9 protein-coding genes are annotated in these 17344 nt (G+C 62.3%); 7 read left to right on the top strand and 2 right to left on the bottom strand.

Going from position 1 to position 17344, the window contains the following annotated elements; translation table 11 throughout:
- Window positions 1–10 precede the first annotated feature (10 nt).
- Genes FKM97_RS15600 through FKM97_RS15590 form a run of 3 tightly spaced genes read left to right on the top strand, consistent with a single transcriptional unit; the run spans window position 11 to window position 4049 of the window.
- Entirely contained in the window at window positions 11–1642 is a 1632-nt protein-coding gene (locus FKM97_RS15600; RefSeq protein ID WP_144293350.1) for a thiamine pyrophosphate-dependent enzyme, read from the top strand.
- Window positions 1643–1692: 50 nt separating this feature from the next.
- Window positions 1693–2856, top strand: a complete 1164-nt coding sequence (locus FKM97_RS15595) for a CaiB/BaiF CoA transferase family protein (RefSeq protein ID WP_144293349.1) — start codon at window positions 1693–1695, stop codon at window positions 2854–2856.
- A 26-nt stretch (window positions 2857–2882) separates the two neighbouring features.
- Window positions 2883–4049, top strand: a complete 1167-nt coding sequence (locus FKM97_RS15590; protein ID WP_144293348.1) for an acyl-CoA dehydrogenase family protein — start codon at window positions 2883–2885, stop codon at window positions 4047–4049.
- A gap of 105 nt (window positions 4050–4154) precedes the next feature.
- Here the strand turns inward: FKM97_RS15590 and FKM97_RS15585 are convergent, their stop codons facing one another.
- Entirely contained in the window at window positions 4155–4508 is a 354-nt protein-coding gene (locus tag FKM97_RS15585; RefSeq protein ID WP_144293347.1) for a DUF2200 domain-containing protein, read from the bottom strand.
- Between the two features lie 64 nt (window positions 4509–4572).
- Between FKM97_RS15585 and FKM97_RS15580 the strand changes: the two genes are divergently transcribed.
- Both FKM97_RS15580 and FKM97_RS26955 read left to right on the top strand, forming a co-directional pair.
- On the top strand, window positions 4573–5745 hold the full coding sequence (locus FKM97_RS15580) for a RidA family protein (RefSeq protein WP_144293346.1): 1173 nt from the start codon (window positions 4573–4575) through the stop codon (window positions 5743–5745).
- Window positions 5746–5969: 224 nt separating this feature from the next.
- Window positions 5970–14966 carry an autotransporter-associated beta strand repeat-containing protein gene (locus tag FKM97_RS26955; RefSeq protein ID WP_144293345.1) on the top strand — a complete coding sequence of 2999 codons (8997 nt, stop codon included), beginning with the start codon at window positions 5970–5972 and terminating at the stop codon, window positions 14964–14966.
- 166 nt (window positions 14967–15132) lie between these two features.
- On the opposite strand, the gene FKM97_RS15570 is transcribed toward FKM97_RS26955, so the two are convergent.
- Entirely contained in the window at window positions 15133–16050 is a 918-nt protein-coding gene (locus FKM97_RS15570) for a LysR family transcriptional regulator (protein WP_144293344.1), read from the bottom strand.
- Window positions 16051–16174: 124 nt separating this feature from the next.
- On the opposite strand from FKM97_RS15570, the gene FKM97_RS15565 reads away from it, so the two are divergent.
- Window positions 16175–16504: a nuclear transport factor 2 family protein gene (locus FKM97_RS15565; protein ID WP_144293343.1), complete on the top strand. Its 330-nt coding sequence runs from the start codon at window positions 16175–16177 to the stop codon at window positions 16502–16504.
- A 60-nt stretch (window positions 16505–16564) separates the two neighbouring features.
- Window positions 16565–17344: an SDR family oxidoreductase gene (locus tag FKM97_RS15560; RefSeq protein WP_144293342.1), complete on the top strand. Its 780-nt coding sequence runs from the start codon at window positions 16565–16567 to the stop codon at window positions 17342–17344.

Here is a 17344-nt window from a genome sequence, read left to right as displayed (position 1 = left end):
CGCCGACCCCATGACCACAGTTGCTTCCATTATCGTGCAGATGTTGCAGGACGCAGGCGTCGACCGCGTGTTCAGCGTTTCGGGCGAGAGCTACCTGGCGCTGCTGGATGCGCTTGAGGATAGCAACTCCATCGACGTCGTTACTTGCCGCCACGAAGGAGGCGCTGGAATGATGGCGGTCGCCGATGCGAAGCTGACCGGCCGCCCGGGGATCTGCATGGTCAGCCGTGGCCCTGGTGCCGCCAATGCGGCGATCGGGGTGCATGCGGCCCATCAGGATACAGTGCCGTTCATCCTCCTGGTGGGACAGGTCGAAAAGGCGCATCTGCGACGTGATGCGTTTCAGGAGGTCGATTACAGCAAGTTCTTTTCCGGTACTGCGAAGTGGACGGCGGAGTTATCGGAGCCCAGCCGGGTCACCGATGTCATGTCCCGCGCCATCCACATGGCGACGTCGGGGACGCCAGGACCGGTGGTCATCTCGTTGCCGGAGGATGTCCTCTCACAACCGGTCGCCCTGGAAGTCCCGCCGCCGCATCGTCATGCATTGTCCCGGCCCGATGCGTCAGCGATGGCGGAAATCGAGACTTTGCTGACAGGAGCGAAGCGACCGCTCATGATTGCCGGTGGCGAACTTGCAAACCAAAGTGGTCGCGCGGCGTTGCTCGCTGCTGCTGCTGCGTGGTCGATCCCGGTGATGTGCAGCTTCCGGCGGCTTGACCTGTTCCCGAACGCTCATCCGCTGTTTGCCGGGGAACTCGGCTTCTTCAATACGCCCGAGCAGATGGAGCACATGGTTACCGCCGATCTTATCGTCGCGGTCGGAACCAGACTCGGCGACCTGACGAGTCATGGCTATTCGTTTCCGGCTTCGCCAAAGCCAGACCAGCCACTGATCCATGTGCATAGGGATCCCGCCGTTCTCGGGGTCAACTGGGCGGCTGACATCGCCGTGCAATGCTCCTCAGTATCATTCCTGCGCGAACTGGTGGAGGCAGCGCCCCCGCAGCCGCCAGCGCGCGCCGACTGGACGTCAGCGCTCAAGCATCAGTTGGCTAAGGTGACCACATGGGTTCCGCGAAAAGCCGATGACGGCGTCGTCTTCGGGAATGTCGTGGCCGCGCTCGGCCGGCATATCCTGCCCGATGCCATCGTCTCCATGGACGCGGGTGTCTCGGCGGGGATGATGTATCGGCATTATTCCTGGTCGCCGCCGCAGATCCTGCTCACGCCGATCGCCGGAACCATGGGATGGGGGATCCCCGGGGCGGTTGCGGCAGGGTTGCGGCATCCGGAGCGCCAAGTCCTCTGCATGATCGGCGACGGCGGCCTGCTGATGGGCGGCATGGAACTGGCGACGGCTGCGGAGCGACAGCTGCCGCTGATGATCATCCTCGCCAATAACGCCAGCTACGGCGCCATCCGTCTGAACCTCGATCGCGCCTATCCGGGCCGCAAGACGGCGACCGAGCTTCACAATCCAAATTTCAAGCTGCTGGCCGAGGCCTTCGGATGCCGCACCTTCGCCATCAATGCGGAAGCGGATGTCGTGCCCGTGCTCGAGGCGGCCTTCGCCGAGCGCTCACTGACGTTCGTGGAAGTGAAGACAAGCCTGTCGGCCATTCTTCCGCAGCGGAGCTAACCCATGCAGAACAATAAAAAACAACGCGCGCACGTTATGGAGATGGCGACATGAGGCCACTTGAGGGCACGCGCATACTTACACTCGAGAGCTTCGGGGCCGCACCCTATGGGACCATGCTGCTGGCCGATCTCGGCGCCGAGATCATCAAGATCGAAAATCCTGCCACCGGCGGCGATGCCTCCCGCTCCGTCGGCCCCAATCTGCTGGGCGATAAGGACAGCCAGTATTTCCAATCCTTCAATCTGGGCAAGCAGAGCGTCGCGCTCGATCTCACTCATCCGGCGGATCAAAAATCCTTTCATGCGCTGGTGGCCACGGCCGACGCGGTGGTCAACAACCTGCGTGGCGATCTGCCTGAGAAGCTTGGTGTGGATTTTGCCAGCCTACGAGACATCAATCCGGCCATCGTCTGCCTGCACATCTCGGCCTATGGACGCGACAACAGCCGGCAGGCCTGGCCTGGATACGACTATCTCGCACAGGCTGAAGCCGGGCTGATGAGCATGACGGGCGAGCCCGACGGGCCGCCGTGTCGCATTGGCCTGTCGATGATCGATTACATGACAGGGATCACCGGTATGGTGGGTTTGCTCGGCTGCCTCATGTCTGCAAAGACGACCGGCCGAGGATGCGACGTGGACACGAATCTCTTCGATGTAGCGACCCACCAGCATTGCTATCTGGCAACCTGGTATCTGAATTCCGGCAGCGAGCCCCAGCGCAATCCGCGAAGCGCCCATCCTTCGATCGTTCCCGTGCAATCGGTCCGCACCAAGGATGGCTGGATCTATGTCATGTGCATGAAGGACAAGTTTTGGGTGGCGCTTGCGCAGCATATCGGCCGTGATGATCTTGTGTCCGACCGCCGCTTCTCCACCCAGGAGGCCCGGAGGAACAATCGGGATCAGCTTACCGGCGAGTTGGACTCCGCGATGAGCCTTCGTAGCACCGAGGAATGGCTCTCGATCCTCACGGGCGTCATTCCCGTGGCACCAATCCACTCCGTCCGCGAGGCCTTCTCCAGTCGCTTCATGGAAGAGGCGGGAATGGTGACATCCGTTCGGCATCCGTTGAAGCCAACGCTCCAGGTGCTGGCATCGCCACTGAAGATCGATGGGACGCGTCCACCAAAGTCCGCCTGTGAAGCGCTTGGAGGCGGCAATGAGCGTTATCTCGCCGGCCTGACCCCTCGTCCCCAAGAACTGGCCTGATCCAAGTTTACCCGGAGTTTCTCGACATGGTCTCGATGATGACAACACAGGCTACAGACGATGAGGTCCTCATCCTTGACAGCGTGGAGCGCTTTCTCGAGGCGGATGTCAGGCCTTATGTTCGAGAACTCGAGGACCGCGACGAATACCCCTTCGAAATCGTTGAAAAAATGAAGGCGCTCGGTCTGTTCGGATGCACGATCCAGTCGGATTATGGTGGACTTGGCCTGTCGGCAAAGACTTATGCCAAGATCGTTGAGCGCATGGCGTCGGTGTGGATGTCAGTCTCGGGGATCGTCAACTCTCATCTCATCATGGCCATGGCCGTACAGCGTTACGGCACCGAGGAACAGAGACAAGCCTACCTTCCCCGGTTTGCCACCGGCGAGTTGCGAGGCGGGATAGGATTGACCGAGCCCGATTGTGGGACCGACCTGCAGGCGATCCGGACGGTCGCTCGGCTCGACGGAGATACCTATGTGGTCAACGGCGCCAAGAGCTGGATCACCAACAGCCTGCACGGCAACACCATCGCGCTCCTGGTCAAAACCGATCCTACTGCCCAGCCGCGCCACAAGGGGATGAGCCTCCTCATCGCCGAGAAAGGGCCCGGCTTCACCGTTGCCGGCAAAGCACGCAAGCTCGGCTACCGGGGCATCGATACCTGTGAGTTGGTTTTCGAGGACTATCGGGTTCCAGCAGACCGGCTGATCGGCGGCAAGGAAGGCCAGGGGTTGCAACAGATCCTCGGAGGTCTTGAGCTTGGACGCATCAACGTCGCCGCGCGCGGAGTGGGCGTATCGGATGCCGCGCTTCAGGATGCCGTGGCCTATTCGCAAGTCCGCAAGACATTCGGAAAGCCCATCTGTGAGCATCAGGCGATTCAACTGAAGCTCGGGGAAATGGCAACCCGCACCGAGGCGGCGCGGCTCCTGACCTACAGGGCTGCCGAGGCCTATGATCGCGGCGAGAGATGCGACATGGAAGCCGGCATGGCAAAATACTTCGCCACGGAGGCCGCCATGGAGAACAGCAACGAGTCCATGCGCATCCATGGCGCCTATGGATATTCCAAGGAGTACAACGCCGAGCGTCTTTACAGAGATGCGCCGCTGCTCGTCATCGGTGAGGGCACGAACGAAATGCAGCGCATCATCATCGCGAAGCAACTGATATCAAGAAGCAAGAATTGAACTGACGATCCGCGGACAAGACGGGGGGCCAAGAGGCCGTGGCGGCACATTGAGCCGAAAACGGTTCCGCAACGGTTGCTTCGGCGACAGCGGAAATTGACGCAGCTACCGGCGCAAGATTTTCTCCATGGCTTTTCCCTTGGCGAGTTCATCCACAAGCTTGTCGAGATAGCGGATTTCCCGCATCGTGCTTTCCTCGATATCCTGCACACGCACGCCACAGATCACGCCGGTTATCAGCAATCGGGAGGGGTTCATCTGGGGCGCCTGCGCGAAGAAATCCTCAAAACTCGTCTTGTTCGCCAGCTCCTTCTCCAGCGTCTCCTGGCTGTGGCCCGTCAACCAGCGAATGATCTCATCGACCTCAGCCTTGTTGCGCCCCTTCCTCACCGCCTTGGCCACGTAATGTGGATAGACGCTCGCCACGCTCATCGAATAGATACGATGGTTGTTGTTCATATGTCCGTTCTCGATCGCGCCACGCAAGTGTCGGCTGAAGGAAATCTAAACGAGGAAAACAGGCATGTTGAGTGCTAGCCGGCCATTCAAAGAAATTAGCTTCGCGCAGGATCTGGTCTTCGTTGGTGCTCAGTATGCTCCAGCAGCCAGCGGCGCTACCCTCCGGGAGCAAGCCGCAGCCATCTTCGGCAGGCTCAGGTCCATTCTGCAGAGTGCTGGGCTGACGCTGAACGACGTCGTCAAGATTGGGGTCTTTTACCACCAGTCTCTGATGGAGGAAGAGGATGCTCTCCTTAAAGAGATCAGAATGCTGTTCACCTCCGAGGCGCCGCTCCCGGTGGTCACTGCCATCCCCCTTCATCATCTGCCCCATGGCAGCCTCGTTCAGATTGAGCTGATCGGTCTGCTCCCGGATTCACAACGATCCCGGATGCGCAGGGTCGTGAGCTACGATCCGGTGCATGGATTCAGCTCCGCGATAAGGTGCGACGACATTGTGTTCGTCGGCGCCAAGATGTCCGTCGACGGTCAGGGCCAGGTCATCCAGGTCGACGACATGGTTGGGCAAGCACGCGCTACAATGGACAACATCAAGGCATCGATGCAGGACGTAGGCGTGGGCCTGCAATCGGTGGTGAAACTCAATACCTACTATGTCGGCCACGGCACGACCTCAGACTGGAGCATGGCGGCGCGGGTAAGGTCGGATGCTTTCGACAAACCTGGCCCGGGCGCCACCGGCGTTCCGGTGCCCGGTCCCTACCCAAGGGGTCTTCTGTTGCGACAGGAGGCCATTGCCATCGCCAACGACGATGGCTCGCCAAAGCATCGCGACACCAGTTGGCCAGACGGAGTCTGGGATTGGCCTATTCCTGTGTCCTTTCAGCAGGGCATCAAGCTGGATGATCTGATCGTCCTCGGCGGTCAGGTATCGGCTTCCGTCAAAGGCGAAGCTGTTCACCCGGGAGATTTGGCGGCCCAAACCCGGCGGGTGATGGAGACCATCGAGACAATCCTCGGCGGCTTCGGCAGGACCGACTGCAACTGCTTGGCGAAACTGACAATTCTTTACGCCACGAATGGCGATCCCACGGACGAGAGAACAATTCTGGACATTGTGCGTCCGTTTTTTCCGGAGGCAATGCCAACGCTTACGCTTATTCCCCTTGCAAGGCTGGGTTTTGAAGGCATCGAAATCGAGATCGAAGGGATCGGGGTCGTAAAATCAGCCGACTGAACAAACAATAGACGAGTGGCGCGCCGGCAACGCCGCAGGGAAAAATCGTCCAAGCCGCGTCTACTGAAATCCAGCTGTATTTCAGGAACCCACCACCAGCCGTAGAATTAGAACTCGGATTCGCATGTCTCGACCATCCATGAGGCACGGGCCGGGGGGCAGGATTGGTTCAGGGCGAGTTCCTCAAGGGCGCTGGCGTGTGTGTGCCAGAAGCCTCTCAAATCTTGCCTCCGCCAAGGCTGCGCGGGGCGAGGGGCTGTTTACTGACGGTTGCCGTCGCTCTGCTCTCGACGACCTCGCTCGTCGATGCGCAAATCGTAACCTCGCAGGGGGTGACAACGGCGAGCAGCCCGTCGACGCAGACGGTCAATGCGACCGTCAGCGAAGCGGATGGGGGCGTCACGCCCGTGATCCTGCAGGTCGACCAGGGGTGGGATATCGATCTCAGCAGCGTGAGCGGCACATTGAGCCTCGACGGCATCGCTGCGGGGACCGAGCCCGGGGCGGTCGTCTACATCGAGACGAAAGGCGAGACCTCGACCGATCCCTGCTTTTGCGCCGAGGGTCTGGATGCGGGCTCCATCGGTCTCGTCAGCACGGCAGCGATCACGGCAACGGACGTGGCGGGCGCGGAAGGCGGGGCCGGTGGCCTGTTCGTGGTCTCGCACGGTGCCGACGGTTATCCCAGCGTCGAGTTTTCCTCACCGGCCAGCACTCTCAACAATGCGCCCTTCGATGGAACGACGGGCGGCGACATCGCGGTGACTCTGGCCGGAGGCTCGATCGATGTGAACGGAACGGGGACCGGGACGGACGTCGATGCCCTCGACCCCACACTGATCGGCCTCTCGGCCGTCTCCCAAGGTGGCGCCGGCAGCTCCGGCTACTATAACAGCGGCGGTCTCGACCAGAATCCGGTGCCCTTCTACGGCGATGGCGGCGATGGCGGCTCGATCACCGTCGGAACCGCTCCGCAGAGTTCCATCGCTGTCACGCAAACCGGGGCCGGGAGCAATGCCGTCGGAATTTACGCCCTATCGCAAGGTTCGACCCCCGGCCAGTTCTATGGTGAGATCAGCGACAACCAGGTGAATTACGTCGGGACAGGTGGCGATTCCGGACCGGTGCGCGTGTTGCATGGCGGCGAGATCACCGTCGATGCCCCCCAGGGTTTCGGCATCTACGCTGCCGCGATCGGCGGCAATGGCGACACATCGAATGTTTCGCCTGCCAATCCCGGCGGCGGCATGCCGGGCGATGGCGGGGATGTCACCGTGAGGGTCGCGCGGACAGGCACCATCGACATGATCGATGGCGGCGTCGGCATTCTGGCGCTCAGCCATGCGGGAACCTGGTACCCGGCGGGCTCGACGGCTCAACCGGAGGGAGGCACGGTCAGGGTCAGCATTGCCGAGGGCGCCATCATCAGCACCGGAAGCGGTGCGGATGGCGCTTCGACGCCCTTCTCTTTCGGGATCCTCGCCCTGAGTTCGGGGACGCCGCTCGTGGCTGAGCGGAATTATGCCGACACGTCGGGGACGGGGGTGGGCGGCGCCGTGACGGTGGTCAATGGCGGCAGCATCGAGACGAATGGCGAACTCGCCATCGGCATCGCGGCGATCAGCACCGGGGGCGTGCCGATCATCGGCTCGGTCGATCAGGGCACCAATGTCCTGGGAAATTCGGGAAGCACAGGCGGCGCGACGGGCGGCTCTGTGACGGTGGACAATCGCGGCACCATTAGGACCCTCGGCGCCAGTGCCAGCGGAGTTCTCGCGGTCAGCGCCGGCGGCGGCGGCATCATCGACAATGATGCACAGGCGGTCGCTTCAAACGGGGTGTGGACTGCGGGAACCTCGGTCGGCGGCGACACCGGCAGCAGCGATCCGGCCACCAATGGCGGTGTCGTCACTGTCACCAATTCGGGCAAGATCACCACGGGCGACGGCGAAGGCGGAGGCATCGCCGCCCTCGGGATCATCGCCCAGTCGATCGGCGGCAGCGGGGGCAGCGCGGGCGGGTCCGAGAGCCTGACCAATCTGGGCGACACCGGTGGCGGGGGCGGTGCCGGTGGCACCGTGACCGTCACGCTGGCAGACGGCTCCGAAGTCCTCACCATGGACGACAACGCCCATGCGATCCTGGCCCAGTCGATTGGCGGAGGCGGCGGCAACGGCGCCAATGAAGCCGGTGGTTTCGTGGCGACGGGCGGCGCCGGCGGCGCGGGGGGAGATGGCAGCAGCGTCACGCTGTCGTCGACCGGTCCTGGCAGTTTCGGAACGCTCGGCAATTACTCCTCAGGCGCCCTTGTCCAGAGCATCGGGGGCGGGGGCGGCAGTGGCGGTTACGCCAATACGGCTGGCGCCTTCATCAGCGACGCCATCGGCGGCGCAGGCGGAGCGGGCGGCAATGGAGGCGCAAGCTCGGCCAGCAACGGTGCCGGCAGCGCTGTGACGACCCAGGGAAACCAATCCGGCGGTCTGGTCGTCCAGTCGATCGGCGGCGGGGGCGGCATGGGTGGCAGTGCCACGTCCTATTCGGCCGGAATCCTCTTCGATGTCTCTACCGCTTTGGGCGGCCAGGGGGGCGCGGGCGGTGCCGGGGGTGCTGCCTCGGCGACCAATGCCGGGACGATCGACACGGGCCTCGCTCCGGGAAGCCTGCAGACGTCGACTTTCCAGGAGAATACCGGCGTCCTTTACGGCTCTCTCTCGGACGGCACCACGATAACACAGGCGAATTTCAGCACCGGCAGCCTGGCCGAGGGTCAGCTGTCAGGGAGTTTCGCCACCGTCACCTTATCGGATGGCACCGTCATCGAGAACGCCACCATTTCAGGCACGGTGCTGACGGGCACGACGAGCGGCGGGCAGAGCTATTCGGCTACTCTTTCCAGCGGCGGCATCCATTACGCCGTTGCGGAAAATGCCTCCAGCGATGTGGTGACCGGCCTGCTGATGCCGGACGGCAGCATCAACACAGTTCTTCCCGGGCCCAACCCGAACGGCGCGGATTCCCCCGGGATCGTCGTGCAATCCATCGGTGGCGGCGGCGGGAGCGGTGGATCTGCCTCGGCGAAATCCCTGGTGCTCCCGCTTCCCGGTGCCAAGCAAGCGGGTGTCACGCTGCCCACCATGTCGTTCACCACCGCACTCGGCGGGCTCGGCGGCAGCGGGAATGACGGCGGCACGGCGGAGGCGACGAATACCGGCTCGGTGACGACGTATGGCGATGCCTCGACGGGAATCCTGGTCCAGTCGATCGGCGGTGGCGGCGGCAATGGCGGTGATGCGACAGCCGCGTCCACAGCGATCCAGAGCGCCGGCGTCGATTTTCAGCTCACCATTGGCAATGGCGGCGCCGGAGGCGCGGGCGCTTCGGGCGGGACCGTCACCGTCGACAATGGCACCTCGAGCGGTGGCCGCGGCACCATCGCGACCTTCGGACAGAACGCGGCCGGCATCCTCGCGCAATCCATCGGGGGAGGCGGCGGCAATGGCGGGATCGGGAATGCCGGTGGATCGACGCCGCCCGTTCATTACAGCACGGGCAAGTCCTTTGCCCCGACGATCTCCGTCGGGGGATCGGGCGCGTCCGGAGGCGACGGCGGAATCGTCAAGGTCACAAACTCTTCCGATAGCCTCATCACGACCTTTGGCTCGACGTCATCGGCAATCGTTGCCCAGTCGATCGGCGGTGGCGGCGGCAATGCCGGAGGCGGCACCGCCAGCGGCACAGGCGATACGGTGGACCTCAATGTCGCAGTTGGTGGGAGCGGAGCTATAGGCGGTGAGGGCAACGATGTCGCTGTTCAGAACGATGGCATCATTCGAACCGAAGGCGGCGCATCGATCGGTATCCTGGCGCAATCCATTGGTGGCGGGGGCGGATCGGGTGGAACATCTGATGCCTATGCTTCTGCTACGGTCTCCGTCAACGACGTCGCCGGCGGCATCCAGAATATCGCGACCGGCACGCCATTCTATACCGCCACTTTGACCATTGGAGGCTCAGGGGGTGCCGGCGGCAATGGCGGTGAAGTGGGGGTTTTGAACACCTCCGGCAGCATCGATGGAGATCACTGGACAGCAGGAATCGAGACTGCGGGGGCCCAGAGTTACGGCATCCTCGCTCAATCCATCGGTGGCGGCGGTGGATTGGGCGGTACAGCCACCGGGGACACCAGATCCGCTCTCGTGTCGGAAGCCACTGGGGTGCCCCCACAAGCGACAATTTCGATTGCTTCGGATGGTGGGCAATCGGGCTATGGCCGCCTCGTCATGGTAGAGAATCAGGGCGTCGTCGTCACCCATGGCTTCGGCGCCCATGCCGTGATTGGCCGGGGGATCGGTGGCGGTGGCGGTTTCGGCAGCGACGGCAGTGTCGACAGCAACGTCGCCATAAGTCTTGGCGCAAACATAACTGACGGGATTCTCGCCGAAGCTGGCGAGCCAGGACTGACAATTCCGACCGTCACCGTAACGAATGACATTGGTGCCGGTATCATGACCACCGGCCGAGGTGCTGCTGCAATCGTTGCGCAGTCGGTGGGCGGGGGCGGTGGCGTCGCAAGCTCGGGCTTCGACGGATTCGAGACGATCGGCGGCGGCCAGGCCGGCACTGCGACCCATGACTTCAACCTCGGCGGCGGCAGCGCAGTCGTGTTCGGAACGGGTGGAATTCCTGTCGATCCGCCCCCAAACTTCGGCGCGAATGTCGAAGTCAACCACTATGGCGAGATCGTTACCGAAGGAGACTGGTCGAGTGGCATCATCGCCCAATCGATCGGGAGCGGCGGTGGCATCGCCTATGCCTATGCGACGGACAGCGTCGATGCAGAAATCAGCATGTTCGTCGGCTCCACGGTCGATGCTTTGGGCGCCGGCGGAGATGTTGCGGTCAATCTCGGCAGCAGCGGAGCCCCCAGCACCATCGTCACCGGCGCCCCCGTCATCGGATCGGACGGGACAGTGACGCATTCCGGCTACTCCTCCTACGGGATCCTCGCCCAAAGCATCGCAGACGGCGGTGGGTTGGCGATGGACGATTCCGCCTCTGTGAGCGATCCTTGCGCTGGATCATCGGACGCGAACTGCCGTGCCATGACGGTCGGCGGCTTTGGCTACGACAATGGCGGCAACGTCACTCTCCAGGGCGATGCGGTGATCAAGACATATGGCGATGGGGCACATGCCGTTGTGCTGCAGTCGATCGGTGGGGGTGGGGGCATCGGCGGCCAGGGCCGGACATTGACTGACGAAGATCCCGCCCCAACTGAAACACTGTCGCTTCAACTCGGCTATCTGCAGAAACCCAGCAACGGGGTCGGGGGCGCCGTCACCATTGAAAATTCCGTTCTCGACATCCGCACCGAAGGCGACAATGCCTATGGCGTCCTCGCGCAATCGATCGGCGGCGGCGGCGGCCTGGTCTTTGCGCAAAGCGCTTCCACCGCGACGATCAGCGTTCAGGAAAACAGTGCTTATCCCGGCGGCGGCGAGGGCGGTGATGTCACGATTACTCTCGATGAAGGAAGCAGCATCGAAACTCATGGCGTGGGGGCCATCGGTATCCTGGCGCAATCGATCGGATATGGCGGAGGTGTCGCAGGATATTTGTCCGGGACGGATGATTTCACCATCGGCACGGCTTATGATTTCAATCTCGTCGTCGATCTCGCGGGTGGCGACGGAGGCATCGTTTCGATCAATGTCGACGCCGACATCCTGACGACCGGTGCCCTTGCCCATGGCATCCTGGCACAGTCCATGGGGTCTGGCGGCGGACTGATCCAGAATGGGTCGAGCCAGCTGCTGGCCATGAATGAAACCCTGGGACAGGATGCGACCGTCACCATCACGCAGGCGGGCACGATCTTCACAACCGGCGAGGACTCCACCGGCATCATCGCTCAGAGCAATGGAGTGAACCAGCCGATTCAGGTCACCGTCAACGGGATCGTGGGCGGCGGATCCAGCGGCGGCTACGGGATCTGGATCGATGGCGGCGTGCTCAGCGACAGCGAGCAGAATATCATCGAGGTCGCAGAGGGCGCGTGGGTCACATCGCTCTCGGGCAATGCCATCAACCTCACCAACGGCGTCGGTGCCATCTATAATTATGGTTCCGTCGCGGGAGATGTGGTCGCCCTGGACGGTACCTACTTCTTCAATTACGGGACGTATTACACCAACGGCATCGATCCCAACGAGGTCCCGGACTGGTTCTTCAATGTTGGCGGCACCGTCGGGATCTCTCCCTCCTATCAGGGTGGGCCGACGGCGCTGACGACGCCGCTGACGGTCGATGTTCCCGTCCTCTACCAGGTGGATACCGGCTCGACCTTCTCCATCCTCACTGAAAACACCTATACCAGCGATACGGCTCTGGCCGGCGGTGTCGTCATCGTCAACAACGACCAACCGTTCGGGACCGGCACCGTCACCGTGGTCAACCCCACGGCCACCATCGAGACGACGTCCGAGACGCAGATCACGCTCGGCAATGAATTCGATCTGTTGGCGCAACTGACCTTGACGACCGCCGACAGCAATTCGCAAATCGAGCTCAGCAATCTCATCAGCGGAACGGGGGGGATCACTGCGGATGGTCCCGGCACGGTCATTCTGACCTGGGATAACACCTATATGGGGCCCACCCATGTGGCCGGTGGCACCCTGGTCGCCGGTGGGGCTCAAGCTTTTGGTACCGGGGCCATGATCGTGGACGAGGGTGCGACGCTCGATGTCAATGCGTTCGAACTCGCCTTCGCCAGCCTTTCCGGGGATGGATTGGTCACGAGCCAGTCCGGAGGCTCGCAGTCGCTGACGATCGGCAACGGCACGGGCACACGCTCCGAGTTCGGCGGGACAATCGATGACACAATAGGCGCGGTCACCTTCGATAGCGGCATCGCCATCCTCACGGGTGCAAACGCCTATACGGGCGGCACCACCATGACCGGCGGTCCCACCGCGATCGTCCTCGGCAATGATCGAGCGCTCAGCACGGGACCGGTCACGGTCAACTCGACCTATGCGTATTTCTCCACGACCGGCGACATGCCGATCACGATCGCGAACGACATCGCCCTGATCCAGTCCCTGGCGGTCTCGATCGCCGAGGACGATCCGGAACTGACCTTGGCGGGCGCCATCACCGGTGCAGGAGCATTCTACAAACGCGGCGCCGGCGTCGCGACCCTGGCGGGCAGCAGCGACTATTCCGGGAACACCTATATCGCCGAAGGCGTGCTCAGGGCCGGGTCAACGACCGGGCTCTCCTCGGCCTCCGATTTCGTGATCAGCGAAGGGGGCGTGCTCGATCTGAACGGTTATGACAGCAGCATCGGCGGATTGTCCGGCGCCGGGCTGGTCACCAACACGGTCGAAGGCGAAACGGCCTCGCTCAGTGTCGGAGCGACGGGGACCACGACACTCTTCACTGGCGATATCGGCTCCGGCCTCGGGGATCTCAGCCTCCGAAAGATCGGCGAAGGCATGCTGGTGCTGGCCGGCGAGAATGTCTATGGCGGTGGTACACTTATCGAAGAGGGCACGCTCGGCGTTGCGAGCCTCACCGCCTTGGGCACCGGCGACGTCACCAACAACAGCGTGCTGGCCTCGATCCAGTTGCCGGAGCCCGACAGTTCGACAGCCCTCCTGGCCAGTGAACCCGGCGACACGAGCCTTCTCGCCGCAGCCCCTCCGGCGACCGGCATCACCATTATGGGTGACTATACCCAAAGCGACGACGCCACCCTGGTTCTCAACGTCTTCGATGGCGGGGAAGGCCACGATCTCTTCACGGTGGGCGGGGCCGCCACTCTCGACGGCGACATCAAGCTGAACATCATCGGGCCGATCGTGCCCGCAAACCGCTCCATCGATCCGCTGATCTTCAATGGCGATGTCACCGGCGCCTTCGATACTGTCTATACGTCCTATCCGACCGTCCTTGCGGATTTTCAGGGAGACGGTTTCGTGCTGAGCCAAGGCTCCTTTGCGGAGCTGGCGACGGCGGATTACTCCAAACCCGAGCGCATCGTCGCCGCCTATATCGATGCGCATGACAAAGGCAGCATGTCGGATGAGTTCGCCCAGATTGTCGGCGAACTAAATGCCTTGAGCCCCAATGCCAAGTCGCTTGAACAGAGCTTCTCGCGTTTTCACTCCGGCGCCTTCACGAGTTTCGTGCGCGACAGCGTCTTCAACAATTCCTCCTTCCAGTCCCGGCAGATTGCCAATTATCTCCATGGCCGCATCGATGGGGCCGGCTTCAGTCCGGGTGGCCAGGTCGATACCAGACGGCTCGCCCTGTTCGACCCGTCAATCCCGCTTGACGAGCCAAGCGGCCCCTCCGCCGGTGCCATGCCGTCGCTTCGCAAGGATGTCAGCGTCTATGTCCAGGGCAATGTGATCTTCGGCCACAATGATGGGGCGCGGCGCTGGGATGCCACCGATACCACGACCAGCAGCGTGACGATCGGTGGTGATACTCGCGTCTCGCCCAATGCATTGATCGGCGCCTTCCTTCGCTACAGCCACGCGCGTTCGGACTTGGATGAGGCCAATAGCCAAGCCGAGATGGATGTCTACGAACCCGGGCTCTACGCGGCTTTTGCCGATCATGGCTGGTATGCCAGCGCTGTGGCGAGCTACGGATTCAATGATTTCAGCCAATCGCGCCATATCGGCTTCGATGCCGACAATGATGTTGCCAAGAGTGACCCGCAAGGCGCGCAGCAATCGGCAAGCCTGCAGGGAGGCTATGACTTCCAGGTCGCCGGCTGGACGGTCGGTCCCGCCGCAGGCCTTCAATATGTCCGATTTGATTTGAACTCCTTCAAGGAGAAGGGCGCGCCGGGCCTCGACCTTTCAGTGAAGGACCAGACCGCGGACTCGCTGAGGAGCCGTTTCGGCGTGCGCAGCTTCAGGGATTTCACTCTCGGGGAAATCCAGATGCGGGCCGTGTTCGGCGTGGATTGGCAGCACGAATATCTTGATACCAATGGCTCAGTGACGGCCCAATTCCGCTCGGTCGGTGATGGCTCCTTCACGATCGATACGCCGAAAGCCGGCCGAGACGCCGTCGTGCTCGATTTCGGTCTCGATGGTGCCATCGCCGACTGGGGCGTCGCCTTCGCAAACTACACGGCGATGGTGGGCGATGGCTCTTACGTGGGCCAGTCCATACAGGCGGGGCTGCAGGTCGGCTTCTAATGTCGGCGGCTCGGGGCCGGTCAGGATCTGACCGGTGCTGTCAGGTTCAGCCCGGCCAGCGGGAGGAATGCGACTAAGGTCGGTGGGTTCGGCCATATGGCGCTTTGCCAGGTCGAAGATCATTGTGGATCTGCCGCTGAGGAACGCGTCGCCGCCCGCAGCGCTCTCAGCCAGGCTGCGCCGCGACTCTGGACGTGGCAAAGTCACGCGCGAGGCTGATGAAGGCTTTCAGCGCAGCAGACGGATTTCTTCGGCTCGGATAATAAAGGGACAAGGGCGCGAGTGGAGGTGTCCAATCTTCCAGAACGCGAACAAGGCGTCCTCCGGCAATGTCTTCGCGAATGTCAGATTCCATGAAGAAGCCGATGCCGACGCCTTCCAGGACAGCGATGCGGGCAAGGCTGGCCTCATCAAGCGTGATCGGACCTTCGACATCGATCTGGACGGATTGTCCCTCCTTTTCGAACTGCCAGCGAAACAAGGCGCCGTTCGGGAGCCTGACGCGCATGCAGGCATGGGCCGAGAGGTCTGGTGGGACACGCGGATGAGGGTGTTTCTGAAAATAAGACGGTGATGCAACGACGGCGTAGCGTCGCCGGCGTCCCAGATGGACAGCGATCATGTCGCTGGGGACGAGGTCAGCGGTGCGAATGCCAAGATCGAAGCCGTCGGCCACGATATCGACGAGCCGGCCCTCGGTGACAAGATCAACATGGACCTGCGGATACCGCCGCAGGAACTCGAGGATGAGCGGAGAGAGAATTTCGCGCGCCGCAGTGGCGAACCCATTGATGCGGAGCACGCCCGATGGGGTCGCCTGCTGCGATCGGGCAGCCTCCATCGCTTCGTGAATGTCCTGCAAAGCCGGACCGACCTTGCCGACGAAATGCCGCCCTGCATCCGTCAGCGAGACGCTGCGGGTCGTTCTGTTGAACAGACGCACGCCGAGCTGGCGCTCAAGCTTGCCAATGGCGTTGCTCAGCGCCGTCGTCGAGATGCCAAGGTCGATCGCCGCCGCCCGGAACGACCCTCTCCGCGCGATGGCGATCACGGAATCAAGTTCAGTGAGACTCTGATGGGCCATTGTCCTGATTTTCGCGACGTTACATCCCGCTTTATCCCGATTATCAACGGTAAAGTCATTCTCTAAATTGGAGCGAGTAGACAGCGCGGAACGATGCTGTCGATGACATCGCAAGGAGAAGACATTGGCTATCAAGCTCCCCAAGGCCGTCGCCGCTTATTTTGAAGCGGACGGTTCAAGAGATGCGGAAAGCGTCTCGCAGTGCTTCATCGATGCAGCCGTGGTGAAGGATGACGGAACGACCTATTCGGGTCGGGAAGCCATCCGAAGCTGGAAGGCTGCGACCTCAACCCAGTACAGTTACACGGTCGAGCCTTTCTCCATCACCTCCGAGGGCCGACACGTGGTCGTCACCAGCCATCTTGTGGGGGACTTCCCCGGCAGCCCGATCGACTTGCGCTATGTCTTCGCCCTGGAGGGCGAAAAGATCGCCGAGCTCACAATCATCCCCTGACCCGAACACATGCTGCCGACCGTCGGGCCGCGCGGCACGTTGCGAATGAAGAGAAACCGCATGACACCCTTTGTCACGTTACACGGAAAGAGGGCGCTGATTACCTCAGGTACCCGAGGCGCGGGCGCCGCTACCGTCAGCCTCTTCCAGGACCTGGGGGCACGGGTCCTGACGACCGCCCGAACCCAGCCACTCAATTTTCCCGACTCGCAGTTCATTGCCGCCGATCTCACTACTGCCGAGGGCTGTGGGGCCCTCGCGGCGGCGGTTCGAGACCGCATGGGCGGAGTGGATATCATCGTGCACATGCTGGGCGGCTCGTCTGCGCCGGCCGGCGGGTTTGCGGCACTGTCTGACGAGGTCTGGGCCACCGAGCTCGATCTTAATCTCATGCCTGCAGTCCGGCTCGATCGAGCCCTGGTTCCGGACATGGTGACCCGAGGGGAGGGGATGGTCATCCATGTGACCTCCATCCAACGCGAGTTGCCCCTGCCCGACGCGACGACCGCCTATGCTGCAGCAAAAGCCGCATTGTCCACATACAGCAAAAGCCTCTCGAAAGAGGTTTCTCCCAAAGGCGTGCGGGTGGTGCGTGTCTCGCCCGGCTGGATCGAGACCGAAGCCTCCATCAAACTGGCCACAAGGCTGGCCGCGGAGCATGGCGGCGACGTCGAACACGGCAAGAAGATGATCATGGATTCGCTTGGCGGAATCCCGATCGGTAGACCTTCAAGGCCGGACGAAGTCGCCAGCCTGATCGCCTTCCTGGCGTCTGATCGCGCCAGCACCATCACGGGGACCGAATATGTCATCGATGGCGGCACCGTCCCCACCGTGTGA

This window comes from Rhodoligotrophos appendicifer, assembly GCF_007474605.1.
GTDB classification, from domain to species: Bacteria; Pseudomonadota; Alphaproteobacteria; order Rhizobiales; family Im1; genus Rhodoligotrophos; species Rhodoligotrophos appendicifer.
This window is presented reverse-complemented; position numbering and strand designations above follow the sequence as displayed.